This is a genomic window from Sorangium sp. So ce1335, from assembly GCF_051521615.1.
Lineage (GTDB): Bacteria > Myxococcota_A > Polyangia > Polyangiales > Polyangiaceae > Sorangium.
In genome coordinates this window covers 4,169,532-4,192,935 of sequence record NZ_CP150363.1, presented here as the reverse complement: position 1 = coordinate 4,192,935, position 23,404 = coordinate 4,169,532, and the positions used below count along the sequence as shown (strand labels likewise).

Annotated in this window: 19 protein-coding genes; 6 read left to right on the top strand and 13 right to left on the bottom strand. The window is 74.7% G+C overall.

Annotated features, from left to right (window positions below; genetic code table 11):
• Nucleotides 1–78: 78 nt before the first annotated feature.
• A complete protein-coding gene (locus WMF24_RS15495; protein ID WP_437737178.1) occupies nucleotides 79–2,316 on the top strand; it encodes a serine/threonine-protein kinase in 2,238 nt (745 codons plus the stop codon).
• Nucleotides 2,317–2,414: 98 nt separating this feature from the next.
• Here the strand turns inward: WMF24_RS15495 and WMF24_RS15490 are convergent, their stop codons facing one another.
• On the bottom strand, nucleotides 2,415–2,855 hold the full coding sequence (locus tag WMF24_RS15490) for a response regulator (protein ID WP_437737177.1): 441 nt from the start codon (nucleotides 2,853–2,855) through the stop codon (nucleotides 2,415–2,417).
• 209 nt (nucleotides 2,856–3,064) lie between these two features.
• Here WMF24_RS15490 and WMF24_RS15485 point away from each other — a divergent pair, with 209 nt between their 5' ends.
• The 3 genes from WMF24_RS15485 to WMF24_RS15475 all read left to right on the top strand — a co-directional run bounded on the left by WMF24_RS15485 (nucleotide 3,065) and on the right by WMF24_RS15475 (nucleotide 6,085).
• Nucleotides 3,065–3,571 carry a DUF2505 domain-containing protein gene (locus tag WMF24_RS15485; RefSeq protein WP_437737176.1) on the top strand — a complete coding sequence of 169 codons (507 nt, stop codon included), beginning with the start codon at nucleotides 3,065–3,067 and terminating at the stop codon, nucleotides 3,569–3,571.
• Nucleotides 3,572–3,822: 251 nt separating this feature from the next.
• Complete coding sequence (locus WMF24_RS15480; RefSeq protein ID WP_437737175.1) at nucleotides 3,823–5,154, top strand: NAD(P)/FAD-dependent oxidoreductase; 1,332 nt, start codon at nucleotides 3,823–3,825, stop codon at nucleotides 5,152–5,154.
• A gap of 184 nt (nucleotides 5,155–5,338) precedes the next feature.
• Nucleotides 5,339–6,085, top strand: coding sequence for a hypothetical protein (locus tag WMF24_RS15475; RefSeq protein WP_437737174.1), 747 nt, complete (start codon nucleotides 5,339–5,341; stop codon nucleotides 6,083–6,085).
• A 24-nt stretch (nucleotides 6,086–6,109) separates the two neighbouring features.
• Here the strand turns inward: WMF24_RS15475 and WMF24_RS15470 are convergent, their stop codons facing one another.
• The 3 genes from WMF24_RS15470 to WMF24_RS15460 form a co-directional block, all read right to left on the bottom strand.
• The gene (locus WMF24_RS15470) at nucleotides 6,110–7,609 is read right to left on the bottom strand and encodes a tetratricopeptide repeat protein (protein ID WP_437737173.1); all 1,500 of its coding nucleotides are present in this window, start codon (nucleotides 7,607–7,609) and stop codon (nucleotides 6,110–6,112) included.
• 110 nt (nucleotides 7,610–7,719) lie between these two features.
• A complete protein-coding gene (locus WMF24_RS15465) occupies nucleotides 7,720–9,906 on the bottom strand; it encodes a protein kinase domain-containing protein (RefSeq protein ID WP_437737172.1) in 2,187 nt (728 codons plus the stop codon).
• Between the two features lie 44 nt (nucleotides 9,907–9,950).
• Nucleotides 9,951–10,646, bottom strand: a complete 696-nt coding sequence (locus WMF24_RS15460) for a hypothetical protein (protein WP_437737171.1) — start codon at nucleotides 10,644–10,646, stop codon at nucleotides 9,951–9,953.
• Nucleotides 10,647–10,757: 111 nt separating this feature from the next.
• Between WMF24_RS15460 and WMF24_RS15455 the strand changes: the two genes are divergently transcribed.
• Complete coding sequence (locus WMF24_RS15455) at nucleotides 10,758–11,966, top strand: LNS2 domain-containing protein (protein WP_437737170.1); 1,209 nt, start codon at nucleotides 10,758–10,760, stop codon at nucleotides 11,964–11,966.
• 22 nt (nucleotides 11,967–11,988) lie between these two features.
• Here the strand turns inward: WMF24_RS15455 and WMF24_RS15450 are convergent, their stop codons facing one another.
• Nucleotides 11,989–12,807, bottom strand: coding sequence for a lysophospholipid acyltransferase family protein (locus WMF24_RS15450; RefSeq protein WP_437737169.1), 819 nt, complete (start codon nucleotides 12,805–12,807; stop codon nucleotides 11,989–11,991).
• 113 nt (nucleotides 12,808–12,920) lie between these two features.
• A complete protein-coding gene (locus WMF24_RS15445; protein WP_437737168.1) occupies nucleotides 12,921–13,985 on the bottom strand; it encodes a hypothetical protein in 1,065 nt (354 codons plus the stop codon).
• Nucleotides 13,986–14,176: 191 nt separating this feature from the next.
• On the opposite strand from WMF24_RS15445, the gene WMF24_RS15440 reads away from it, so the two are divergent.
• Nucleotides 14,177–14,614, top strand: coding sequence for an acyl-CoA thioesterase (locus WMF24_RS15440; RefSeq protein WP_437737167.1), 438 nt, complete (start codon nucleotides 14,177–14,179; stop codon nucleotides 14,612–14,614).
• Between the two features lie 24 nt (nucleotides 14,615–14,638).
• On the opposite strand, the gene WMF24_RS15435 is transcribed toward WMF24_RS15440, so the two are convergent.
• The 7 genes from WMF24_RS15435 to WMF24_RS15405 all read right to left on the bottom strand — a co-directional run bounded on the left by WMF24_RS15435 (nucleotide 14,639) and on the right by WMF24_RS15405 (nucleotide 23,395).
• A complete protein-coding gene (locus tag WMF24_RS15435) occupies nucleotides 14,639–16,225 on the bottom strand; it encodes an AMP-binding protein (RefSeq protein WP_437737166.1) in 1,587 nt (528 codons plus the stop codon).
• Entirely contained in the window at nucleotides 16,213–17,298 is a 1,086-nt protein-coding gene (locus WMF24_RS15430) for a mandelate racemase/muconate lactonizing enzyme family protein (RefSeq protein ID WP_437737165.1), read from the bottom strand. The genes WMF24_RS15435 and WMF24_RS15430 overlap by 13 nt, the downstream gene beginning before the upstream one ends.
• Nucleotides 17,299–17,303: 5 nt before the next feature.
• A complete protein-coding gene (locus WMF24_RS15425; protein ID WP_437737164.1) occupies nucleotides 17,304–18,239 on the bottom strand; it encodes a 1,4-dihydroxy-2-naphthoate polyprenyltransferase in 936 nt (311 codons plus the stop codon).
• Nucleotides 18,240–18,426: 187 nt separating this feature from the next.
• Nucleotides 18,427–20,259 (bottom strand): 2-succinyl-5-enolpyruvyl-6-hydroxy-3-cyclohexene-1-carboxylic-acid synthase, encoded by a 1,833-nt coding sequence (gene menD / locus WMF24_RS15420; protein WP_437737163.1) that lies wholly within the window; start codon nucleotides 20,257–20,259, stop codon nucleotides 18,427–18,429.
• A gap of 33 nt (nucleotides 20,260–20,292) precedes the next feature.
• On the bottom strand, nucleotides 20,293–21,024 hold the full coding sequence (ubiE, locus tag WMF24_RS15415; protein WP_437737162.1) for a bifunctional demethylmenaquinone methyltransferase/2-methoxy-6-polyprenyl-1,4-benzoquinol methylase UbiE: 732 nt from the start codon (nucleotides 21,022–21,024) through the stop codon (nucleotides 20,293–20,295).
• On the bottom strand, nucleotides 21,021–22,307 hold the full coding sequence (locus WMF24_RS15410) for a hydroxymethylglutaryl-CoA reductase, degradative (protein WP_437737161.1): 1,287 nt from the start codon (nucleotides 22,305–22,307) through the stop codon (nucleotides 21,021–21,023). Before WMF24_RS15410 ends, ubiE begins: the two co-directional genes overlap by 4 nt.
• A 77-nt stretch (nucleotides 22,308–22,384) precedes the next feature.
• The gene (locus WMF24_RS15405; RefSeq protein WP_437737160.1) at nucleotides 22,385–23,395 is read right to left on the bottom strand and encodes a polyprenyl synthetase family protein; all 1,011 of its coding nucleotides are present in this window, start codon (nucleotides 23,393–23,395) and stop codon (nucleotides 22,385–22,387) included.
• Nucleotides 23,396–23,404: the final 9 nt, after the last annotated feature.

The window sequence follows — 23,404 nt, the reverse complement described above, 5'->3', positions numbered from 1 at the left end:
CGCGCAGCGGAGCGGCGGGACGGCGCCGAGCGCCAGGTCTTGTCGCGCTGCACGTCTTCCGACATGGTGGGGGAGCGCGTGGCCAAAGATCCGTGGAGTGATTGGAACGACGACGACCCCGGTAACTTCCAGCCGGGCGATACGATCGGCCCCTACGAGCTGCTGTTCCCTGCGGCCGTGGGCGGCATGGCCGCCGTGTGGGCTGCGCGGCTCCGGCGGCCCAACGGCTCCGTCCAGATCGTCGCCGTCAAGCTGCTGTCGGACGCGATGCGCGGGGACGACGACGCGCGGGCGATGTTCCTCGACGAGGCGTGCACCGCGTCGCGCATCCTCCACCCGAACGTCGTGCACATCCTCGCGTACGGCGAGGTCCGCGATCGGCCCTACCTCGCGATGGAGTGGATCGACGGCGCGCCGATCGCGAAGATCTTCGCGAACCAGAAGGCGAAGCGCGCGCTGCTGCCGCTCGGCTGGGTGCTCCACGTGATGATCGACGCGTGCGCCGGCCTGCACGCGGCGCACGAGGTCCGCGACGACACGGGGGAGCTGCTCAACCTGATCCACCGCGACGTCACGCCGGAGAACGTGATGGTGACCTTCGACGGCATGGTGAAGGTCGTCGACTTCGGCGTCGCGAAGACGCGGGCGCGCGCGCAGATCAGCCGCGTCGGCGCGATCAAGGGCAAGACGGGGTACTTCTCGCCCGAGCAGGTGATGGGCGGGACGCTCGACCGCCGCAGCGATCTCTTCTCCATGGGCGTGCTGCTGTACCTGCTCGTGACAGGCCACACGCCGTTCCGCGGCAAGGGCCCGCTCGAGGCGATGCAGCAGATCGCGAACCGCAACCCGCAGCCGCCGCGCGAGATCATGCCCGAGGTCCACCCGGAGCTCGACCGCATCATCATGCGGGCGCTCGCGAAGAACCCGAACGAGCGGTACCAGACCGCCGCGGAGCTGCGCCGCGATCTCGAGCAGGTGAGCCTCGCGGTCCGCGAGAGCTACACCGACAAGCAGGTCGGCCAGCTCGTGCGCGATCTGCTCCCCGGGGTCGCCGAGGCGCGCAAGGAGCGGATCGATCAGGCGATCGACGAGCTCGATCGGATCCTCGCCGAGCGCGCCCACCCGCAGCGGGCGCAGGCCGCGCGGCCCGAGGACGCGACCGAGGTGATGCTCCGGCGCATCTCGATGCTGCCGATCCTGCAGGACGGGCCGGAGGCGACCGAGGACGGGGCGTCGTCCGACGCGGCGCCCGCCTCGTCCGGGCCGGCGAGCTCGCGCATGTCGGGGCCGGCGAGCTCGCGCATGTCGGGGCCGGCCAGCTCGCGCATGTCGGGGCCGGCCAGCTCGCGCATGTCGGGGCCCACCAGCTCGCGGCGGTCGAACCCGGACCCGATGCGGAAGTCGAACCCGGACGCCATGCGCAAGTCGACGCCGGACGCGACCCGCAGATCGCACCCGGACGCGACGGCGTCGCCGCTCGAGTTCGCGGCGGGGCTCTCGCCGCTGCCGGTGGGGCTGCCGCCGGCGCACACGGGTCGCGGCGCGACGCACACGGGGCCGGCCGTGCATCCGGGCGACCCCACGGACGCGGGCGCGTCGCTCCCCGAGCGGGCCGCCCGCCCGGCCGCAGCGCGGGGATCCTTCGTCCGGACGGCGCTGCTGATGGTGGCCGTGCTGGGCCTTGCGGCGATCATCGCGCTCCTCCTGATCCGGCGCTCCGGTCGCCTGCCGTTCGGCTCCCAGGTGTCGCCGTCCTCTGTACCCGGCGCGCCCGGGCCGACCGTGGATCCGCCGAACGCCGGCGCGGCGACGGCGCAGGGCGCGAGCGCGCCCGCCCTGACGGCGCCGGCCGCGCCGGTCACGACCGCGCCGGTCACGGCCGCGCCCGTCGCCGACGCCGCTGCGGCCGACATGGCGGCCGACGCCGCGGTCCCCGCGGCCACGGCGGCTGACGCCGCGGTCCCCGCGGACGCCGCGGTCCCCGCGGACGCCGCGGTCCCCGCGGCCACGGCGGCTGACGCCGCGGTCCCCGCCGATGCGGCCGCTCCGCTCGGGCAACCGGCCACGGGGCTCGGCGCTGCGCCCACGCCGGGAGCGCCGACCCCGGCCGCCCCGGCGTCGCGCATCCCGGGGCCGATGCCGACGCCGCGCGCCCCGGTCCAGCCTGCGCCGGCAGCGACCCCGCCGGCCGCTGCGCCGGCCCCGCCGCGCGCGCCCGTGCCAGCCCAGGCCCCGCCGCGCGCGCCCGTTCCAGCCCAGGCCCCGCCGCGCGCGCCCTCGCCGGCCCCGCCCAGCCTCGATCTGGCGCCGCGGTAGCGCCTCCGGCCGCGCCCGCGACGCCGGCCCCGGTGATCGGCGCCCTCGGACAGCCCCCGCGCCGGCTGCGCCGCCGTGGACGCCGCCGCGGCGGGCGCTCAGTCCCTCTTCGGTCTGTCGGGCTGAGCCTTGTCGGGCAGCGGCGACGGCGGCGCCGGGGTGACGCGGGACGCCGCCTTCTTCAGGGATGACTCCGCGAGCGACACGAGCGTCGCGAGGTGCACAGGCTTCGAGAGGAGGAAGATCGCATGACGCCGCAGCGCGCGGATGCGGGCCTGCTGCGACTCATCGGCGGTCACGACGAAGACGGGGGTGTCCCGGTTCAGCGCCCCCTTCGCCGAGAGCGCGTCGAGCACGCTGAAGCCGTCGACCAGCGGCATGTGGAGATCGAGCACCACGAGGTCGAACTTGCGCGCGGAGAGCCGCCGCAGCGCCGGCGCCCCGCCGTTCGCCTCCTCGACATCGCCGAGCGTACGCAGCGCGCGCGCAAACATGCCTCGGATCGCAGCGTCGTCGTCGATGACGAGGATGCACGTCACAGCATGTGGATGCTTGCACGGATACGGAAGCCCTGGAAGGCCGGCGCAGATTTCCGCATCACGCGGAGCGAGCGCCTTCGCGCGCAGCGGAGACGGACGCGCCATCAGCGCAACACCCGTGTCGGCGGGCCGAGGGCGGACATGGACGCCACGGACGGGGTGCGGTAAACGCGGAGGAAGACCGCATCGGCACCGCAAAGGAGCCATCCATGGGCAAGTTCACCGTCACGAACGACATCAACTGCAACATCGACACGTTCTGGAAGCTGTTCCTGGACAAGACCCTCAACGAAGAGCTCTACAAGAAGGAGCTCGGTTTCCCCGAGTACACGATCCTGGAGCAGTTCGAGACCGAGACCGAGATCGTCCGGAGGTCGGCCGGGAAGCCGAAGATGAACTTGCCCGGCCCCGTGGAGAAGCTGCTCGGGTCCGGATTCCGCTACACCGAAGAGGGCCGGCTGAACAAGGCGACGAAGGTGTGGACCTTCAAGCTGACGCCAAGCACCCTGGCGGACAAGATGCGCAACGAGGGCGTGGTGCGCGCCGAGGCGATCGGCGACAACAAGACGCGTCGGATCGCCGAGATCGTCATCGAGGCGAAGGTCTTCGGCGTGGGCGGCCTGATCGAGAGCAGCGCCGAGAAGGAGCTGCGGCAAGGGTGGGAGCAGAGCGCCGTCTTCATGAACAGGTGGCTCGCCGAAGGCAGAGCGGTGTAGCCGCCCCGGCGCGGACCGCTCGATCAGCCCCCACCGCGCAGCCCCCACCGCGCACCCACCGGCCCGACCGAAGTGGGCCACTCCCGATAGACCACCAGGCACCTCCCGATAGCCGGGCACGCCGGCGAGCGTTCGTCTCACCGTCCGAGCGTGTCCTGGCGAGGGAACGGGCCAGGACGTTCCGATCGAAAGCGAGAGATCCGCGCTGTCGACGCTTGCCGAAGCGGAGGACGAGCAGCAGGGCCACGGCCATGGAGCACGTGGTCCTCATCGGCGCCGGCTTCGGGGGCCTTTACGCGGCGCGGACGCTCCGGCGCGAGCCGGTGCGCGTGACCGTGATCGATCGGCGAAACCACCACACGTTCCAGCCCCTCCTGTATCAGGTCGCGACGGCGGGGCTGAACGCGAGCGACATCGCCGCGCCCATCCGGCGCGTGCTCCGCAAACAGAAGAACACGAGCGTGCTCCTCGCCGAGGTGACGGCGATCGACCCCGTCCAGAAGAGGGTGATCTTCGAGGACGGCGGGCTCGGCTATGACAAGCTGATCGTGGCGGCCGGGGCGTCGCACTCCTACTTCGGGCACGACGAGTGGGCGGCCTTCGCGCCCGGGCTCAAGACCGTCGACGACGCGCTGGAGATACGCCGGCGCGTGCTCCTCGCCTTCGAGGCGGCCGAGCGCGAGACCGACCCGGCCCGGCGCGACGCCTGGATGACGTTCGTGGTGGTCGGCGGCGGTCCGACGGGCGTCGAGCTCGCCGGGGCCCTCTCGGAGCTCGCCCGGCACACGCTCGTGCGGGAGTTCCGGCACATCAACCCGTGCGAGGCGCGCATCATCCTCGTCGAGGGGGCGGGGCAGGTGCTGCCGTCGTACGTCCCGGAGCTCGGAGAGAAGGCGCGGCAGCAGCTCGCGGCGCTCAACGTGGATGTGCGGACGGACTGCCTGGTCACCCGGATCGACGCGGAGGGGGTCTCGATCGGGGACAGGCGCGTCGAGGCCAGGACCGTGCTCTGGGGCGCCGGCGTGGCGGCGTCGCCCCTCGCCCGCACCCTCGGCGTGCCGCTCGATCGGGCAGGGCGCGTGCTGGTGCAGCCGGACCTGACGGTGCCCGGCCACGAGGACATCTACGTCATCGGCGACCTCGCGTCGCTGAAGCAGGAGGACGGGACGCCCGTGCCGGGCGTGGCGCCCGCGGCCATCCAGCAGGGGCGCCACGCGGCGCGCAACATCACACGCACGCTGCAAGGGCAGCCGCGGCTGCCGTTCCGGTACCGCGACAGGGGATCCATGGCGACCATCGGGCGCGCCGCGGCCGTCGCCGACTTCGGCCGGCTGAAGCTGTCCGGGTTCATGGCGTGGCTGGCCTGGCTCTTCGTCCACGTCCTCTTCCTGATCGGCTTCCGCAACCGCTTCCTGGTGCTGTTCTCGTGGGCCTTGTCGTACCTGACCTACGAGCGCGCCTCGCGGCTGATCACGGGCGAGACCCCGATCCTGCTGGAGGCCCCCCGCGCCCGGGCGCTCGAGCCGCGCAAGGACGACGGCGCCGCGAGGACCCGGCCGATGCCAGAGCACGCGCGCACGTGACGGGACACAGGCGCGCCGTCTGTGCGGCCAGGTGATGCGCGGTTCCATGGCCTGAGCGGCGCTGCGCGCGGCGAACGGCGGGCGACGAACGGCGAGCAACGAGCAACGAGCAACGAGCGCCGCACAGGGGGCCTCTTGCGCTCATCTGGACGTTCGCGCGCGAGCTGCGTTAGCGTCATCGACCATGCAAATTCATCCCGGACAGGGCGCCTCCGCGCACCTCTCGCGAGCCCTCTTCGCCAGCGCAGCACCTGTGGCCGCACTCCTGCTCAGCGCCTCCTCCGCCTTCGCGCAGGCGCCTCCCGCGGCGTCCGCGGACGCCCCTCCGGGGAGCGCCCAGGCCCAACCGGCGCCCTACGGGGCCCCCGCGCCGTACGGCGCTCCGTACGGACAGCAGCCCGGCTACTACCCGCCGCCCGGCTACGCCCCGCCGCCCGGGTACGCTCCGCCCCCCGGGTACGCTCCGCCGCCGGGCTACGCCCCGCCGCCCGGCGCCGTCCCCATCGGGCCGAGGATCATGAACTACGAGGAGGGGCAGACCATCCCGGAGGGCTACCGCGTCGAGTCCAGGGCGCGGCGCGGGCTGGTCATCGGCGGCGCCGTGACGTTCGGGGTCACCTACGTGCTCTCGGCGATGGCCGGGCTCGTCGCCGAGGCCGACGAGCGCTCCCAGGGCGGCAGCGGCGCGAGCTACATGCCGCTCTACATCCCGCTCGCGGGCCCCTTCATCACCATCGGCACCGCAGACGCCAAGGGCGGCGGCGTCTTCATCCTCATGGTCGACGGGCTCGCTCAGGTCGCCGGCGCCGCCATGTTCATCGGCGGCCTCGCGGCGCCCGAGCAGAAGCTCGTCCGCAACGACGTCTCCCTGTCGGTGAAGCCGATCGTCACGGCCGACACCCTCGGGCTCGGCGTCTCCGGCTCGCTCTGAGCGCCCGCCGCCGGCGCCCTCGCCTCAGGTCGCGACCGGCGGCGTCTCGTCCATCGTCTTGACCGCGCGCTTGGCCCGGCGGCGCACGTCGACGTGCAGCGACTCGTCGAAGTTGATCGCCGAGAACGCCGCGCGCGCCTCGATGTTCTTGCCGAGGGCGGCGTAGGCCTCGGCCTCGTTCCACCGCAGCTTCCAGTCGCGCTTCGCGAGATCCGTGAGCTTCGCGGCGTCGGCGATGATCTCCGGGTAGCGCTGCTGCTTGCCGAGCTCGCTCCAGTACTCGGCCCTGAGGTCGTCGTCGTCCTCGGGCGCGAGCGCGACGGCCGCCGCGAAGCCGGCGAGCGCGTCGTCGACGCGGCCGGCGACGAGCTCGGCGCGCGCGAGCGAGCGGCGCGCGCCGGCGCTCTCGGGGTGCGCCGCGACGAAGGCGGCGAGCGCGGGGATGGCCTCGTTGACCTTCTGGATGTCCGTGGGATCGCTCGGCCAGAACCGGAGCGAGAGCGCGGCGAGGTCGCCGGGGTCGCTCTCCAGCGCGCGCTCGATGGCGGCGGGCGCCTCCTCGCCGCGGCCGGCCTGCGAGAGGCACTTCGCGAGCTCGACCCACGCGCCCGACGAGGACGGCGCCGCCTTCACGTACGCCTCCGCCGCGGCGAGCGCCTCGTCGACGCGCCCGAGGGCGCGGAGCGCGGCGACGCGCGCGAGCTGCGCGCGCTCGACGCTCGCGCCCTCGCCAGCGCCCGCGGCGGCAACCGCGCGCTCGGCGGCGGCCAGCGCGACGTCGTGGCGGAGCTCGCGCTCGTGGTAAGCGAGCTGCTCCAGGTAGAAGGCGGCGTCGCGCGGGGCCGCGTCCCACTGGCCCGTGAGGTAGTCGAGCACCGCGTCGGAGCGCACGTAGACGAGCGAGGCGGCGTCGCGCGGGTTCTCGTAGATCGGCATGAGCACCCCGAGCTGCACCATCGCGTCGAGCGCCGGCTGGCAGTCGGGCTTCGCCTCGAGCGCGAGCACCATCTCGTCGAGCGCGGCGTCCTTCTTCTGCATCGCGAGGTGCACCTGCCCGACCGCCACGTGGTAGTCGGCGTCGCCCTGGAACGTCTTCCGGATCGCCTGGAAGCTCTTCAGCGCCGCGGGGTAGTCGCCCATGTTCGCCTGCGCGGAGGCGAGGTTCAGCCGCGCGGCGTGGTCGTCGGGGTCCATGGTGACGATGCGCTTGAGCGCCGAGATGGCCTTCTCGTAGTCGCGCTCCCCGAACGCCTTCTGCGCGCGCTCCCAGACCGGCGCCTTGTCGAGGAAGGCCTCGAGCTGCGAGACGAGCGCGCTGTTCTGCTTGCGCCAGACGCCGCTCTTGCCGGGCTCGGAGTTCGTGAGGAAGTCCTTGATCCACCTGCGGGCAGCGTCGATGCCGAGCCCCTTGTCGGCCAGCCCCTCGAACTCGCCCCGAGGCACCGGCATGCGCGCGGGGATCCCCTGCCGGCGCGCCGTGTTCTCGTCCAGGCCGATCAGCATCCACTCGCCTTGATCGCTCATGATCAAGGACGGTAGACGCCGTCCCCCGCCGGGATCAAGGACGTCTCGGCGCGTCGGTCCACCGCCTGAGGCCCGCGCGGCGGCGCGCGAGGGCGCGCCGGGGCCGCGCGTCAGGAATAGAACCAGACCAGCAGCGCGAGGGCCGCGAACGCCGCCGCCGCGATGGCGAGGACGATCGAGCGCGGCACGCCGAGGAGCATCGGCCGGACGCTGGCCTGGAACGCGATCGGGTCGACGGAGCTTGGCGGATTGCTCGGCGCGTCCACGCTGGACGCGCCGCCCTGGACGACGAGCGGCGCGGGGGCGCGCACGGCGGCGCCGCTCCTCATCGGGGCGGCAGGGGCGAGCTGCGGGGCCGCGCTGGCATCCGGGAGCGCGGGCGGGGGGCTCAGCGGGGGCGGGCCGAGGTCCGGCGGCCGCGCCGTCGCGGGCGACGCGAGGTGCTCGAGGCCGAGCTGGGCCAGCATCGCGTGCGGCTCGTTGCCCCACGCGACCGGTCCAGCGGCCGTCTCGGGCGCGAGCGTGAGCGGCGCCGACATCGCCTTGTGCATCGCCCGCTCGAGCGCGAGCGCCTCGTCGAGGCGCTGCGACGCGCGCTCCGCGCCGGAGCTCGCCGACAGGCGGAGCGCCTCGGCGGCGATCGACGAGAGGTGGGCCGCCACCTTGGCGATCGCCAGCTTGCGCTCCGCGTGCGCGACCGCGAAGCGCGCCTCCTCGCGGAGCCGCAGCGCCTCGGTCGTGAGGCGATCGACCTCCGCGTGGAGCTGCTTCTCGCCTCCGGGCGCGCCGTGCGCCGGCGCGACGGCCGCCGCGTCGCGCTCCGCGGTGAACGGCGTCGTGGCGGTGGTCGAGCGCGGCGGCTCGGGGTGCTGCGGCCTCGCGGACGGCGAGCGCGGCTCGCTGTCCAGCGAGGTGATCGATCCGTACGACGGCTCGCTGCTCCGCGGCCGACCGCCGCCCGAGCTGGCCGACGCAGGGTCCGCGCGCCCGCGGCCGCTGCCGCCGACGACGACGGTCTTCTCGTCGGCCGTGTCGGACGACAGCGGCCCGCGCTGGCGCGCGCCCTCGTCCGTCATGTCCACGCGGCGGGTCGTTGCGCTGGACGGCAAGGGGGACGACGGGGCGCCGCTGCGCGGATCGAGATCGGTCGGCTCGTCCTCCCGCGCGCGTTCCTGCGCGCGCTCCTGAGCGCGCACAGCGCCGTTGCCCCGGAGCCGGTCGGGGACGCCCGCGCCCCTGTCCCGCGCGGCGTCCGCGGCGGGCCGGCGCGGGATCGCCGTCGTGGCCGAAAGCGACGGGCGCGGCGCCTTGTCGACGCCCGCGAAACCGCCGGAGACCGCGCGCTCGAACCAGCGCATCTGCCTCATCGCGTTGCGCCGCACGAAGCGGCCGAGCGCCTCCTCGTTGCCCTCGAGGTACCCGTGGCTGCGCAGCCAGCCGTCGAGCCGCGCGAGGATGTCGTCCGCGCTCTGGAAGCGCGACGACGCGTCCTTCTCGAGACAGCGCATCACGATCGCCACGAGCTCCTTGTCGATCTTCGGCCGGAGCTCCCGCAGATCGGCCGCCGGCTGCGTCGTGAGGGCCCGGAGCAGCTCGTAGTCGCTCGACGACGGCCACGGGTGCTTGCCCGAGAAGAGCTCGTACAGCACGACGCCGAGCGAGAAGAGGTCGGAGCGCTTGTCGGCGGGGCCGCCGCGGGCCTGCTCCGGGGCCATGTAGTTCGTCACGCGCCGGCGCGCCCCGACGGCCGTGGTCATCACGCGGAGCGAGGATTTCGCGAGCCCGAAGTCGGCGATCTTGACCTCGCCCTGGAAGCCGACGAGCACGTTGCCAGGCGTGAGATCGCGGTGCACCAGGTTGAGCAGCTCGCCGCTCGGCGAGCGGAGCTCGTGCGCCGCGGCGAGCCCGCGGCAGAGCGTCGCGCCGATGTACACGACGAGCCGCTCGGAGAAGACCTCGCCCGTGTCGAAGACGGTCTTCATGAGCCGCGCGAGGCTCACGCCCTGGACGAGCTCGACGGCGAAGTACCACCCCTGCTCGTCGGTCCCCCAGCCGGCGACCTCGACGACGTTCGGGTGCTTGAGCGCCGCGGTCGTGCGCACCTCGTCGAAGAACCGGGTGGACACCGTCGGGTCCTCGGCGAAGTGCGGGTGCAGCCGCTTGACGGCGAGCAGCTCCCCTGGCCGGTGCGGACCGGCCGAGCGGCAGAGATCGACGCGGGTGGTCGCCCCGGATGCGATCTCGGCGAGGAACTGGAGCGAGAGCGCGGCCGGCGCGGGCTCGGGGAGCCGAGACATGCGCGCTTCAGTCTAGCGGGCGAAAGCCCCCACCGGAAAGAGCCTCAGACGCCCGCGCGCGCGGCGGCGATCGCGGCGGGGACCCCGGAGGGGGTGGCCTTGAGGTGGACGTCCAGGTGGTCATCCTTGGTCTTCAGCGCACGGACACCGAGCACCGGCGCGCAGATGCGCAGCGCGCGGGCGACCGTCGGGTTGCCGCCGATGGCGGGGACCTTGAGCAGATCCAGGGTGATCCTGTCGTCCTTGGCGTCGACCAGCGCGGCTGGCCGGTTGGGCATGAAGGACACCAGGTTACCGGGGTTGTTCAGATCGATCGCTCCCGACTGAATCAGCCCGGCGATCGGCGAACTCTCGTCGCCCATGACGTGGAGCTTGAGATCGGCGATCCGCAGGCCGACGCGGATGGCGTCCGCGCGCACGTCGAGCTCCTCGGCGTAGACGGCGAACGACGCCCGGATCGGGGCGCCCATGACCTTCACGGTGAGCGCGAGGCGGAGGCCGGGGGGTGCGGCCTCGATCACGATGTCCTTCGGCGCACGTTTTCCACCGCTGAGCTCCCGCGCCAGGTAGCGCAGCGCATCGATCGGGACGCCGAAGCGCAGGCCGAGCGCGCCGCGCAGGGCCCTCACGATCTCCTCGGGGTGCGCCTTGAGGTAGTCACCGGCGTGGCGAAGCAGCAACTTCGGGCTGGGCTTGGGCATCGTTGGGGCAACTACGATTGCCCGGAGTCCGGCCAGCACGCAAGGGCCGAGCGCGATCCGCGGCGGGCTCGTCGCCGCGCGAAGGCCACTGTTCGAGCACGGGCGGGTCGGCGACACTCGGGCGCGATGTACATCAAGATCCTTCTTGTCATGGCCACAACAGCGCTCGCGATCGGCTGCGGCTCGGCCGACGCGACGCTCGGGGGGCCGCCGGGCGACGCGCCGACGGGCGGTGGAACATCGAGCCAGGGCGGCGACGACGACGAAACGACGGACGGCGGAGACGGCGAGGGCAGCGACGACGCGTCGAGCGGCGAGGGCGGCGAGCTGTCGAGCGGCGGCGGCGACGATGGATCGACCAGCGACGGCGGCGATGACTCGAGCGGCGCCGGGGCGACGGGCGCGCTCTGCGATCCGCCTCCGGCGTGCAACGCGGCGCCGCCGGACCCGGGCGAGGAGCTCTCGTGGAACCACGCGACGTCGTACCTCATCGCGGGCGCGGGGAGCCCGAACCACCGCGGGCGCGACCTCTACCTGACGCCCGACGATCCGCAGTGGATCCTCGGCAAGTTCGCGTACGGGCTCACCGACAAGGACCTGAAGGGCGAGCGGGTCGACATCTACCTGCTCCGCGGCTGCGAGGGCGCGTGGGAGCGGCTCGGCTCGGCGATGACGACGGGAGGCGACGCGACGCACCCGGAGGTCGAAGGCGTCAGCGACAGCGGCGGACGCGTCTACTTCGAGATCCCCGCGGCGCAGCGGCTCGGTCCGGGCAGGCACCGGGTCCACCTGGTCGTCCGCGGCGATCTGTCGAGCACCGACAGCTTCATCGAGGTCGTCCCCAGGGGGACGCCGATGTTCGTGAGCGACGTCGACGGGACGCTCACCGGCACCGAGACGGAGGAGTTCACGACCCTGCTCACCGGCCTGCTCCCCGAGGTGCACCCGCACGCGGCGGCGGCGTTCCACCAGCTCACGTCGAAGGGATACCGCCCGATGTACCTGACGGCGCGGCCGGAGTGGCTCGTGCAGCGCACGCGCGATTTCCTTGAGGCCTACGGCTTCCCGCCCGGCATCGTGCACACGACGCTCGGCCTGACCGGCGCGCTGGGCCAGAGCGCGGCGGAGTACAAGACCGCGGAGCTGCAGCATCTCTTCGAGAGCAAGGAGATGGAGCTCGCCTGGGCCTTCGGCAACACGGAGACCGACGCCGAGGCCTACGACAACGCCGGCCTGATGCCCCTCGGCCGCCGCGTGTTCTTCCAGTTCGACGACGACGCGTTCGGTGGCCGGCGCATCGACGACTACGGCGACCTGTTCGACGAGATCGAGGCGCTCCCGAGCCTCTGCGATCGATGATCGCGGGAGGCGCGCCGGCCCGTCAGCCGGTCGCCTGCTCGGTCCGGGCGCCGCTCGCCGGCGGCTCCGGGGCGGCCGCGACGTCGGCCGGCGCCTCGACGCTGCCGCCGATCGACCGGAGCAGCTCGCTGACGGCGGCGTGGGCGCGCACGCGCAGATCGTTCACCCGCGCGCCCTCGCGGCCGTCCGGGCGCGCGGTGAGCGGCGCGCCGACGCGGACGCGGACGCGCCGCATGGTGCCGTCGCCCGTGTCGATGGCCCCCTTCTTCATGAGCAGGTGCGTGCCGTCGATGGCGACCGGCACCACGGGCACGCCCGCGCGGACGGCGGCGTAGAACCCGCCGTTCTTGAACGACCGGAGCACGCCGTCCTCGCTGCGCGTCCCCTCCGGGAACACGAGCAGCGGCTTCCCCTCCTTGAGCACCTGCTCGAACCGGGCGATCGCCTCGGCCGCGGCGCGGGAGCCGACCGTGCGATCGACCGGCACGTGGCCCGCGAGCTGGAGGTGCCAGCCGAGGAACGGGATCTTCATGAGCGATGCCTTCGCCGCCCACTTGAAGTCGCCCGGCAGCACCGCGCCGAGCGCCAGGATGTCGAGCAGGCTCTGGTGGTTCGAGCAGTAGACGAACACCCCGGTGGGGACGTTCTCGAGCCCGCTCACCTCGATGTTGATGTCGAGCCCGCGCGCGCTCGCCTGGCACCAGCGACGCATCGCCCAGAGGCTCGCCGACCGCTGCCGCGTGAGGGGTCCCAGCGTCAGAGATACGGTGCCGTACGCCATGGTCCTGACGGCGAACGGGACCCATTGCCGCGTCGCCAGCCACGCGCCCTTGAGATCCATACCACAGCGCTTACCACTCTCCATGTGTGGCGAAAACGCGTAGCGTCGTGCGCACGTGCGTCCGTGCGCCGCGGTGGCCCGGTCTTCCGCGCCGTCGCGCGTCCGCGTTGTGCCTACTGCGGCTCGAGCGGCGGCGTGATCAGCCCCCAGCCGACGGTGGCGGGCCGCCCGGCGCGCTCGAACTTGACCGTGTACAGGCCCGTCTCCTCGGCGCTCTGCACGGCCGCGGGCCGCAGCGTGCCCACCCACTCGGCCCAGACGCTCGCCCCGACCTTGAGCTGCGGCTTGATCGGGATGGGGCGCAGCGCCGACTCGTCGGCGATCAGGGCGGCGCCGCCGTACCCGAGGGCGAACCACCGCGCCGTGCTGGTGGCCAGCGACGTCGGGACGGCGCCCGGCTCGGCCGGGGGGCCGCCGAGCCGGGACACGAGGAGCACGTGGCGCCACGTCTCGCCGTCCTTCCACGCGGCGAAGTTGCCGGGGACGAGCCCCTCGGTCTGCACGACGAAGCGCACGCCCTTGAGCTGCGCCAGCGGGGTGCGCGGGTCCATGTCCGTGTAGCGGACCTCGATCTTGTCCTTCACGAAGCGGGTGATCACGGCGTGCTTCATCACGCCGTTCCACTCCGTGAGCACGGGATCATGGGGCCGGAGCCGGGGCGCGTCGGGCACGGGGACGACGTAACCTGGGTGGACCTTGTACGACGGGCCGCCTTTGCCCTCGACGATCAGATCGTCGCCCTCGAAGCCGACCACGGTCGCCGGGTACAGCACGAGCGTCGATCCGAGCTTGGCCCCGGCGAGCATCCTCTCCGAGAAGGTGAACACGCGGCGCCCTGGATCGAGCTTGGCCGGGATCGTGGGGAGGCCGAGCGGGTTCGACGCGTGCGCCGCGCCGGTCGGCGCCGGGGTCTCTGCGGACGCGGGCCGCGGCAGCGCCGCGAGCGAGGCGATGGGCGGGCTCTGGGACGGGATCGGCGTCGGGGTCGACGTCGGCGCAGACTCGCACGCGACCGCGGAGCCGGCGCCGAGGAGGCAAGCGAGCGCCGCGACCCCGCGGCGAGCGCGCGGGGCGTCGTTCCCGCGACGTCGCGTCGCGCAGCGCTGGCGGTCCTCCGCGGTGGCGCGCCCCGGCCTGCGGGACCCGGCCCCGAGGCCGCCGGGACATCGGTCAGCCATCGGGGGCGAGCATGGACCGCGAATCGGACGGCGGCGAGCAGAAAGGGACAGGGCCGGCCGCGCGACGAGGCCCGCTGTGCCGGCGCGGTCGCCGGCCGCGCCGGAGCCCGGGCGCGCGGCCGCCGCGTCGAGGCCGCGTGCCGCAATTCCGCGCGGCGCGCGCGGCCGCGCCTGCGCTAGCCTGCGGCGCCGTGAAGCGCGCGTTCAGCGTCGATGAGCTCAAGCAGACCGCGCCGCGCCTCGCCGTGGAGCGCCGCGCCGTGCGCTTCCAGGACGTCGACGCGGCCGGCATCGTCTTCTACCCGCGGGTCCTCGAGTACTTCAGCGACGCGTACATGGTCGCGCTGAAGGAGCGGGGCATCGACCTCCCCGGCATGATCGCGGGCGGCGCGATCAAGCTCCCGCTCGTCCACGCCGAGGCCGACTACCTGCTGCCGCTCCGGTTCGGCGACGCCATCGAGGTCGCGGTGCTCGCGCCGAAGCTCGGCGACACCTCGTTCACCGTGGGCTACCGGGTGACGACCCCGGGGGGGATCGCCGCCGTCGGGCAGACGGTGCACGTGTGCATCGACGGCGCGCGCTTCGTTCCGCGTCCGCTCCCGGACGACCTGCGCAGCGCGCTGAGCTGACGGCGGCTCCGGCGCAGCGCCGCGCTAGCGCGCCGGGAACGGCGCGAGCGCGTCCGCGAACCGCGCCGCCGCGCCGGCGCGATCGAGCTTGCCCGCGGCGGTGAGCGGGAGCGCCGCGGCGGCGCAGAGGCGCCGCGGGCGCTTGTGCGGGGCGAGGCGCGCCGCGACGGCGGCCGCGAGGTCGTCGAGAAGCGCGGGCGGGAGCGCGGCGCCGCTTCGCGCGCCAGATTCGTCGAGCGCGGCCTGCTCGGGGACGACCGCCGCGGCGACGATCTGGCCCCAGCGCTCGTCCGACACGCCGAAAACGACCGCGCCCGCCACGCCCGCGCACGACGCGAGGACCTGCTCCACCTCGGCGGGGTAGACGTTCTCGCCGCCGGTCACGATGAGGTCGCTCCGGCGCGCCGCCACGTGAAGCCGCCCGGAGGCGTCGATCGCGCCGAGATCCCCGGTGCTGAACCACCCCGCGCCGTCGACGAGGAGCTCCGGCGCGCGCTCCCGGCCGCGGTGGTAGCCGCGGAACAGCACGGGGCCGCGGATCTCGATGCGTCCCACGCCGTCGCTGCCGGCGTCCGCGATGCGCAGCTCGACGCCGGGGATCGGCGCTCCGGAGCCCGGCTCGCGGGTGCGCGGATCGCGCGGGCGCTGGACGGTGACCTGCGAGCACGCCTCGGTGAGGCCGTAGGTGGTGAGCGCGGGGACGCCGCGGCGCGCGCACTCGTCGAGCGCCCGCTCCGGGGCGCCCGCGCCGCCGACGAGCACCGCGCGCAGCCGGGCGAGGACGTTGTCGCGGTCGGCCTCCAGCAGCGCGAGGAGCATGGTCGGCACGACGGAGAGCAGCGTCGCGCGGTCGCGCGCGATCGAGGCGAGCACCACGGCGGGATCGAAGCGGGGCACGAGGACGACGGCGCGCCGCGCGAGCAGGCAGCGCGTCACGATGGAGAGGCCCCCGACGTGGCAGAGCGGCATGCAGAGCAGCCAGCGGTCGTCGTCGCGCACGCCGAGGTTGGCCGCGCTCCCCTCGGCGGCGGCGAGGAACGCGCGCCGCGGGAGCACCGCGCCCTTGGGCCGCCCGGTGGTGCCGGAGGTGTAGACGATCGCGAGATCGCCCGAGGGATCCGGCGGCGCGACGCCGGCCGCCGCGGCGATCTCGACGGCCGCCACGGCGCAGGGACCGCGATCGCGGCGCGCGGCGAGATCCAGCCCGGCCTCGTGGAGGAGGGCGGCGAGCTCGGGCTCGCGGAGCACGAGGTCGGGCCGCGCGTCGTCGATCAGGAGGCTCGCCTCGCCGGCCGTGAGCCGCGGGTGGATCGGGACGAGGACGGCGCCGAGCGCGAGCAGGGCGTGGAGGACGACGACGGTCCCGAGCGCGTTCGGGGCGACGAGCGCCACGCGGGCCCCCTGCCCCACCCCCGCGCGGGCGAGCCGCGCGCAGACGGCGGCGACAGCGGGCGCGAGGTCGCCGAAGCGGAGCGCGTCGCCGGCGCCGACGCGCAGGCCGGGGACGTCGAGCGCGCTCGGCGCGTCCGCGTCGGCGCCGCCGTGCACGAGCGCCGTCCGCGCCGCGACCGCGGGGTCGCGCACCGCATCAAGGAGGCTCAGGCCGTCCATGTCCGGATCCCGAGGCCCGGCAGCTCGCTGGCCGCGACCCGGCCGCCCTCGCGGAGCTGCGGGACGCGGACCGCGGGCCACGCCTCCAGGCCGGCGTGCGCGTCGAGCCCGCACGCGAGCGGCGGGCGCGGCAGCGACAGCGCGAGCTCGCACGCGGCGGCGAGCGCGACGGGGCCGTCGAAGAGGTGCGTCACCACGGCGCCGAGCCCGCGCGCCTGCGCCTCCCGCCCGAGCTCGTGCGCGCGCAGGAGCCCGAGCATCGCCGGCTTCAGGATGAACGCGGCGCAGCCCTCCGCTTCGAGCAGGCGCTCCGGCATGCCCTCCACGGCGAGCGACTCGTCCGCCGCCCACGGCACCTCGCACGCGCCGAGGTGGTGGAGGAGCTCTGGCGCGACCGGCTGCTCCACGAAGCGGGGGCGGAGCGGCGCGAGCAAGCCGAGCCGTCGGGGCGCCTCGTCGAGCGACCAGGCCGCGTTCGCGTCGAGCCGAAGCTCGACGGCCGGGTGCTCCCGCCGGAGCGCTCGCAGCGCCTCGAGATCGCGCGCGAACCCGTCCTCCCCGCGCGAGCGGAGCTTCACCTTGATGGCCGCGACGCCGCGCGCGGCGAGGGCGCGGGCGCGCTCGATCATCTCCGGCAGCGCGACCGACGTCGTGAGCAGCCCGTTCACCTGGATCTCCGCGTGGGGAGGGTGGCCGCCGAGGCACGCGGACACCGGGACGCCGTGGCGCTGGCCGATCAGATCGAGCAGCGCCGTCTCCAGCGCGTAGCGCGCCGCCGGGGCGCCGCGCAGCCGCGAGGACAGCGGCGCGAGCGCGCGATGGATCGCGGGCGCCGCCGCCCCCGGCGCCGCGCGCGCGGCCGACGCGCCGTCCGGCGGCTCGATCGGGCCGAGCGTCCCCGGCAGACCGGCGAGCGCGCGCCCGTCGTCCTCGGCCGACTCGGGCGAGTAACCGGGGAGCGGCGTTGCCTCACCGAGGCCCACGCGTCCCTCGTCGTCGACGAGCGACAGCACGAGGCCCCGTCGCGCGCCGTCGAGATCGACGTGATCAACCCTCGCGCCGGTGACGCGCATGATCCCTACAGCCTCGCGGCGAGCCCCAGCGAGAAGAGCAGCGCGTAGGCGAGCAGCAGCTTCGCCGTCCCGGCGAGGCACTCGTTGAGCGGCCGGCCGTCCGTCGTCGCCAGCACCCGGAGCAGGCGCACGGCGCGCGGGAACGTCGCGAGCACGAGGAGCGTCCACCGCCGGCCCTCGCCCACCGCGAGCGCCACCGGCACCGCGTAGGCGACGGCGAGGAGCATCGCGTACTCGAGGACGCCCGCCTTCCGGCCGAAGCGGACGGCGAGCGTGCGCTTGCCGGCGACGACGTCCGTGTCGCGATCGCGGACGTTGTTGACGACGAGCACCGCGGTGGCCAGCGCGCCGACGGGCACGGCCGCCGCCCACGCGAGCGGCGGGACCGAGCCGAGCTGGACGAACGCCGTCCCGCAGACAGCGACGAGGCCGAAGAACACGAACACGAAGACGTCGCCGAGGCCGTGATACCCGAGCGGGTACGGGCCGCCCGTGTACGCGACGCCGGAGAGGATCGAGGCGACGCCGATCACCACGATGGGCCACCCCCCCACGAGCGCGAGGTACACCCCGAACGGCAGCGCCAGGGCGATCGTGACGAGGAGCCCGACGCGCACCTGGCGCGGCGTGAGCAGCCCCGCCTGCACCGCGCGCGTGGGGCCGAGCCGCTCGTGCGTGTCGGCGCCCTTCTCGTGATCGAAGACGTCGTTCGCGAAGTTCGTGGCGATCTGGATGAGCATCGCGCCCGCGAGCGCCGCGAGCGCCGGGCCGAGCCGCATGCCGCCGAGCGCGTACGCGACCGCCGTGCCGACCATGACCGGCGCGAGCGCCGCGGTCAGCGTCGCCGGCCGGCACGCGAGGAGCCACGCCCGGAACGAGCCCGGCCGCACGCCCGCTGCGCCCGCCGCGCCGGCCACCTGGGAGGCCGCCGTCGCGCTCATGACCCCCTCCCCTGCCGGCGCGCGCGGCGCTCGCCCGCGGCGGAGCGATCACCCCCGCGTGCCGCGGTGCCCTCGCCGTGTGCCCCGCGCGCGAGATCCTCGGCGCCGGGACTCCTGTTCGCGTTGACCTGGCTCATGACCGTGGCTCCCTCTCCGCAGGCTCGGGTCGTCGGCGCCTGCGCGCCGCTCATGAAGGCTGGAGTTCTCCCGCCGCCGGCGCGCCGATCAGCGCGGCGACCTCGCGGCGGACATCGGACCAGAGGCGCGCGACGCGGGCGGCGCCGTCGTGGGGCGGCACCACCGCCTCGATCAGCGTCGCGCCGGACCGCAGGTGGGCGGCGGCGAGCGCGCCCGCGAGCCCCCCGGCCGTGCCGACGCGCTCGTACGCGAGCCCGAACATCGCCGCCGCGGGCGCGAAGTCGAGGTGCTGCGGCATCGTGAAGCCGCGATCGAGCAGATCGGCGCCTCTGCCGGCGATCGGGAGGTGCTCGAAGATGCGGCCGCCGTCGTTCTGGACCACGACGACGACGAGCGGCGCGCCGCGCTCTCCCGCGGCCTTCGCGGCGAGGAGGAGGCCGGTCAGGTCGTGCAGCAGGCTGAGATCGCCGAGCAGCAGCGTGACCGGCCCGTCCGCGGCGGCGCGGGCGCCGGCCGCGGCGGACACGAGCCCGTCGATCCCGCTCGCCCCGCGCTGGTGAAGGACGCGCAGCGCGCGCGCCGACGGCGGGCAGTAGGTGTCGAGATCGCGCACCGGCATGCTGTTGCCGATCGCGAGCAGCGAGCCCTCCGGGCACGCGCCGGCCACCGCCCGGGCGACCGCGCCCTCGGTGAGCTCGTCCCCGGCGCACGCGCGCGCGGCCAGCGCGCCCGCTATTTCCCCGGCGCGCGCGAACGACGCGGCCCACTCCCGTCGCGCGCGCCCGAGGTCCCGCGCCGCCCCGCCGAGGCGCGCCGCGAGCCCCTCGCACACGTCCGCCGGCTCGGCCATGACGAGCGCGGCCGCGGCGCTGGTCGGATCGTTCCAGCCGTGCGGCGACACCACGAACCGGCGGCAGCTCGCGTGCTCGGCGATGTACGTCGCGTACCCGGCCGACGTCAGCGGCGCGCCCATCTCCAGGATCAGGTCGGGCGCGTTCGCCGCCCGGAACTCGGGCGCCCGGAGGAACGCGTCGAACGAGGCCGGCATCACCACGCCCTCGGCGAGGCCGCCGAAGTAGATCTGGCTCGTGCCCTCCGCGAGCACCGGGAACCCGGTCACCCGCGACAGCGCGAGCACCGCCTGGCGCGCGCGCGCGTCGTCCTCCCGGCTCGGGGCCGGGCCGCAGACGATGAGGCCCCGCTCGGCGCGGGCGCAGCGCGCGGCGATGTCGTCGAGCGCGCGCGCGTCGACCCCGGCGCGCGGCGGCACGACCCGCGGCCCGCCGCGGCGCATCAGCGCCTCCCACTCCGCGTGCCACGGCTCGGGCCCCGGCACGTCCACCGGCTCGAGCGGCTTGCGGAAGCGCGCGTTGATGTGCACCGGCCCCGGCGTCGGCGAGAGCGCGCGCGAGACCGCCTGGGCCGCGATGCGCGCCACGGCGCGGAGCGCGAGCGGCGACGGGTCCGGCAGCCCGATCTCGGCGAAGTGGCGGACGTGGTCGCCGAAGAGCTTGATCTGATCGATGGTCTGCGGGGCCGCCGCGTCGGCGAGCTCCCACGGCCTGTCGGCGGTGACGGCGACGAGCGGCGTGAAGCTCTGGCTCGCCTCGATGATCGCCGGCAAGGCGTGGGCGCCGGCCGTGCCCGAGGTGCAGACGAACACGCTGGGCCGGCCGGTGACGCGCGCCTGCCCGAGCGCGAAGAACGCCGCGGCGCGCTCGTCGATCACGGCGTGGCAGCGCACCTCACCGCTCTCCATGGCCGCGAGCGCGAGCGGCGTGGAGCGCGAGCCCGGGCAGAGCACCACGTCGCGCACCCCGGCCTGCGCCAGCGCGCGGACGAAGAGCTGAGCCCAGGCCGAGTGGAGGTTCGAGCCGCTCACCGCGATCCCCCGGATCCTTCCCGCGCGGGCACCTCAGGCGCCCTCGGGCGTCGCGACGTAGAGGCAGACGACGCCCATCGTGAGCGGCTCCACGCGCAGCACGCGCAGCCCCGCGCCGCGCATCAGGTCCGCGAACTCGTCCGGCGGCGGGAACCTCGCGATCGAGTCCTGCAGGTACCGGTACTCGTCCCTCCCGGAGATCGCGCCGCCGATGTACGGGACCACGGTGTGGATGTGGAAGCGCGCGAGCTTGCTCATGAGCCCCCCGCGCGGCTCGCTGAGCTCGAGGATCGCGATGCGCCCCCCGGGCCGCGTGACGCGCGCCATCTCGCGGAGCGCCCGCGCGCGGTCCGGGACGTTGCGGATCCCGAACGCCATCGAGATCGCGTCGACGCTCGCGTCGCCGAGCTGCAGCTGCTCCGCGTCGCCGACCTCGAGCTCGATCCGCCCCGCGAGCCCCGCGTCCTCCACCTTGTGGCGGCCGACGGCGAGCATCCCCTGCGACGGATCGATCCCGATGACCTTCACGTCGTGCGTCCGCGCGATCGCGATCGCGAGGTCGGCCGTCCCGGTCGCCAGGTCGAGCACCGTCGCGCCGGGCTCGAGCTCGAGCGAGCGCACCGCGCGCCGCCGCCAGCCCTGATCGAGCCCCAGCGAGATGACCCTGTTCAGGAGGTCGTACCGCTCGGCGATGCCGTCGAACATCTCGCCGCTGCCTGCGCGGCGCCCGCCGTGGTGCGCCTGGTCTTGCCCGGTCTCGCTCATGTCCCGCCCTCCACCTGCGCCGCGCGGTGCCCCTCGCCGCGCTCCGGCGCGAACCGCTTTGCCTCGCCCGACGGCGGCGCGGCGGCCTCGCCGCTCCCCTCGTCGTTCCCCGGGATCGGCGCGGCGGCGAGCGCCCGCTTCCGCTCGTGGAGCCGCATGTGGCCCCGCTGGATCCCCTCGCTCGCGAGCGCGCGCAGCGCCGCCAGGTTCGAGGCGAGCCCGACCGACGCGAGCACCACGGCGAGCTCGCGCGCGCTCTTCGCGCCCACGAGCTGCAGCGCCGCGCGCACGCCGGCGTGCACCTCCGTCGAGCCGCCCACCGTGCCGACGGCCAGCGGAAGCTCCGCGCGGCCCACGAGCCCGCCGGGCACGCGCTCCCACGTGCTGATCGGCCGGTACCGGCCGCTCATCGACGCGTACGCGTGCGCGCCCGCCTCGATGGCGCGGAAGTCCTGCCCGAGCGCCACCGCGGCCGCGTCGAGCCCGTTCATGAAGCCCTTGTTGTGGGTCGCCGCCCGGTACGGATCGAGCTCCGCGAAGCGGCTCGCCCGCGCGATGCCGCTCGCCACGTCCGCGCCGCCGAGCGCGTCGTCCCCGACGGTGGCCGTCACGCGGACCAGCCGGCGGACGGTCAGGTTCGAGAGGATCCGGAGCCCGAGCGTCCCGCCGGCGATGCGCTGCACGAGCGGCGCCACCGCCTCCGCGACGGTGTCGACGAGGTTCGCGCCCATGGCGTCGCCGACCTCGATGTAGAGGTGCACGACGACCACGCCGAGCTCCGCCGAGAGGACGCGCACCTCGAGGTCGCGGCAGCCGCCCCCGCGCGCCACCATCCTCGGGATCGCCGCGTCACCAGCCGCGAGGAGGCTCTCGCGCGCCGCGGTGAGCCGGGCCGCGGCCTCCTCGGCGTCGGGCACGTCGTCGAGCTGGACCTGGGCGGTCATGATCGGCGGGTCCGCCTCGCCGGAGAAGCCGCCGGACAGGCGGACCATGCGCGCCGCGTTCGACGCGGCGGCGATGACGCTCGGCTCCTCCACCGCCATCGGCACGAGCACGTCGCGCTGGTTCACGCGGAAGTTCAGCGCCAGCCCGAGCGGGAGCGCGTGCGTCGCGATGACGTTCTCGCACATCCGATCGGCCACCGCGGTCGGCAGCCCGCCCCCGCTCGCGAGGTGCGCGAGCGCGTCCTCGTCGAGCAGGCCGAGCGCCTGGATCGCGCGGAGCCGATCCTCGAGGCACCGCTTGTAGAAGCCGCTGATCCGGCTGGAAACGTTCTGGCTCATCGGGCGCCTCCGCGCGTCGCCTGCGCGCGCGTCGACGCGCCGCGCTCGCGTTGCCTCAGGGGGTTCGTCATCGCCGCTCACCGCCTCCGCCGGGGCGTCGACATCGCGACCCCCTCCAGCGCCGCCTTCGCCGGGCTCTCCGGGAGCGGCTCGATGCTCCGCACCGCGTCCCCGCAGAGCCGGGACGCGAGCTCCAGACAGTCGTCCACGACGCGCTGCTCGACCATGACGTGCGCGATGCGCCGGCTGAGCTCGGGCTCGACCGCCGCGTCCTCCGTCGCGCAGTGCGCCTCGAGGGCCGGCGTGAGCTCGCGGTCGCGCTCCATGGCGAGCAGCAGCGGGTAGGTCATCTTGCCCTCGCGCAGATCCGTGAGCAGCGCCTTGCCGGTCGCCTCCGGATCGCCCGCGAAGTCGAGGACGTCATCGACGAGCTGGAACGCGACCCCGAGGCTCGTCCCGAACGACTCGAGCGCCTTGCAGAGCGGCTCGCTCACGCCGCCGGCGCGCGCCCCCGCGAACATCGCCCAGCGGAACAGCGACGCCGTCTTGCCGTCGACGATCTGGAAGTACTCGTTCGTGCTCGTGCGCACGCGGCCGCGCGAAGCGAGCTGGAGCGCCTCCGCGACGACCATCTCCTTGATCACCTGGAGCACCCGCTCGAGCACGTCGGGCATGCCCACCGCCTGGATCTTGGAGAGCGCCTCGAGGAGGAGGTAGTCGCCGCCGAAGATCGACGCCGCGTTGCCGTAGATGACCCGCGCCGCGTCCACGCCCCGCCGGCGATCGCCGAGGTCGACGACGTCGTCGTGGAGCAGCGTCGCGTTGTGGACGAGCTCGACGGCGACCGCGAACGTCCGCGCGGCCTCGTTGAACCCGCCGCCGATGTGGGCGGCCAGCGCAACGCAGATGGGCCGCAGCCGCTTGCCGCTCAGCCCGAGAAGGTGCCGCGCGCTCTTGTGCGCCGGCGTCTCCCCGTCCAGCCCGACCTTCGAGAGCTCGCGCTCGACGTCCTCAAGATCCCCGTCGAGCAGGCGCCGGAGCTCGGCGAGGCGCGCGGCGAGCGAGTCGAGCCCGCGCCCAGCGCACATGCCTCCGAG

Coding starts and splice junctions, on each gene's coding strand:
- WMF24_RS15410 (WP_437737161.1), bottom strand. CDS start 22,307: ATGAGCCAGAACGTTTCCAGCCGGATCAGCGGCTTCTACAAGCGGTGC.
- WMF24_RS15470 (WP_437737173.1), bottom strand. CDS start 7,609: ATGAGCGATCAAGGCGAGTGGATGCTGATCGGCCTGGACGAGAACACG.
- WMF24_RS15485 (WP_437737176.1), top strand. CDS start 3,065: ATGGGCAAGTTCACCGTCACGAACGACATCAACTGCAACATCGACACG.
- WMF24_RS15455 (WP_437737170.1), top strand. CDS start 10,758: ATGGCCACAACAGCGCTCGCGATCGGCTGCGGCTCGGCCGACGCGACG.
- WMF24_RS15465 (WP_437737172.1), bottom strand. CDS start 9,906: ATGTCTCGGCTCCCCGAGCCCGCGCCGGCCGCGCTCTCGCTCCAGTTC.
- WMF24_RS15450 (WP_437737169.1), bottom strand. CDS start 12,807: ATGGATCTCAAGGGCGCGTGGCTGGCGACGCGGCAATGGGTCCCGTTC.
- ubiE (WP_437737162.1), bottom strand. CDS start 21,024: ATGAGCGAGACCGGGCAAGACCAGGCGCACCACGGCGGGCGCCGCGCA.
- WMF24_RS15475 (WP_437737174.1), top strand. CDS start 5,339: ATGCAAATTCATCCCGGACAGGGCGCCTCCGCGCACCTCTCGCGAGCC.
- WMF24_RS15425 (WP_437737164.1), bottom strand. CDS start 18,239: ATGAGCGCGACGGCGGCCTCCCAGGTGGCCGGCGCGGCGGGCGCAGCG.
- WMF24_RS15430 (WP_437737165.1), bottom strand. CDS start 17,298: ATGCGCGTCACCGGCGCGAGGGTTGATCACGTCGATCTCGACGGCGCG.
- WMF24_RS15445 (WP_437737168.1), bottom strand. CDS start 13,985: ATGGCTGACCGATGTCCCGGCGGCCTCGGGGCCGGGTCCCGCAGGCCG.
- WMF24_RS15480 (WP_437737175.1), top strand. CDS start 3,823: ATGGAGCACGTGGTCCTCATCGGCGCCGGCTTCGGGGGCCTTTACGCG.
- WMF24_RS15405 (WP_437737160.1), bottom strand. CDS start 23,395: ATGTGCGCTGGGCGCGGGCTCGACTCGCTCGCCGCGCGCCTCGCCGAG.
- WMF24_RS15435 (WP_437737166.1), bottom strand. CDS start 16,225: ATGGACGGCCTGAGCCTCCTTGATGCGGTGCGCGACCCCGCGGTCGCG.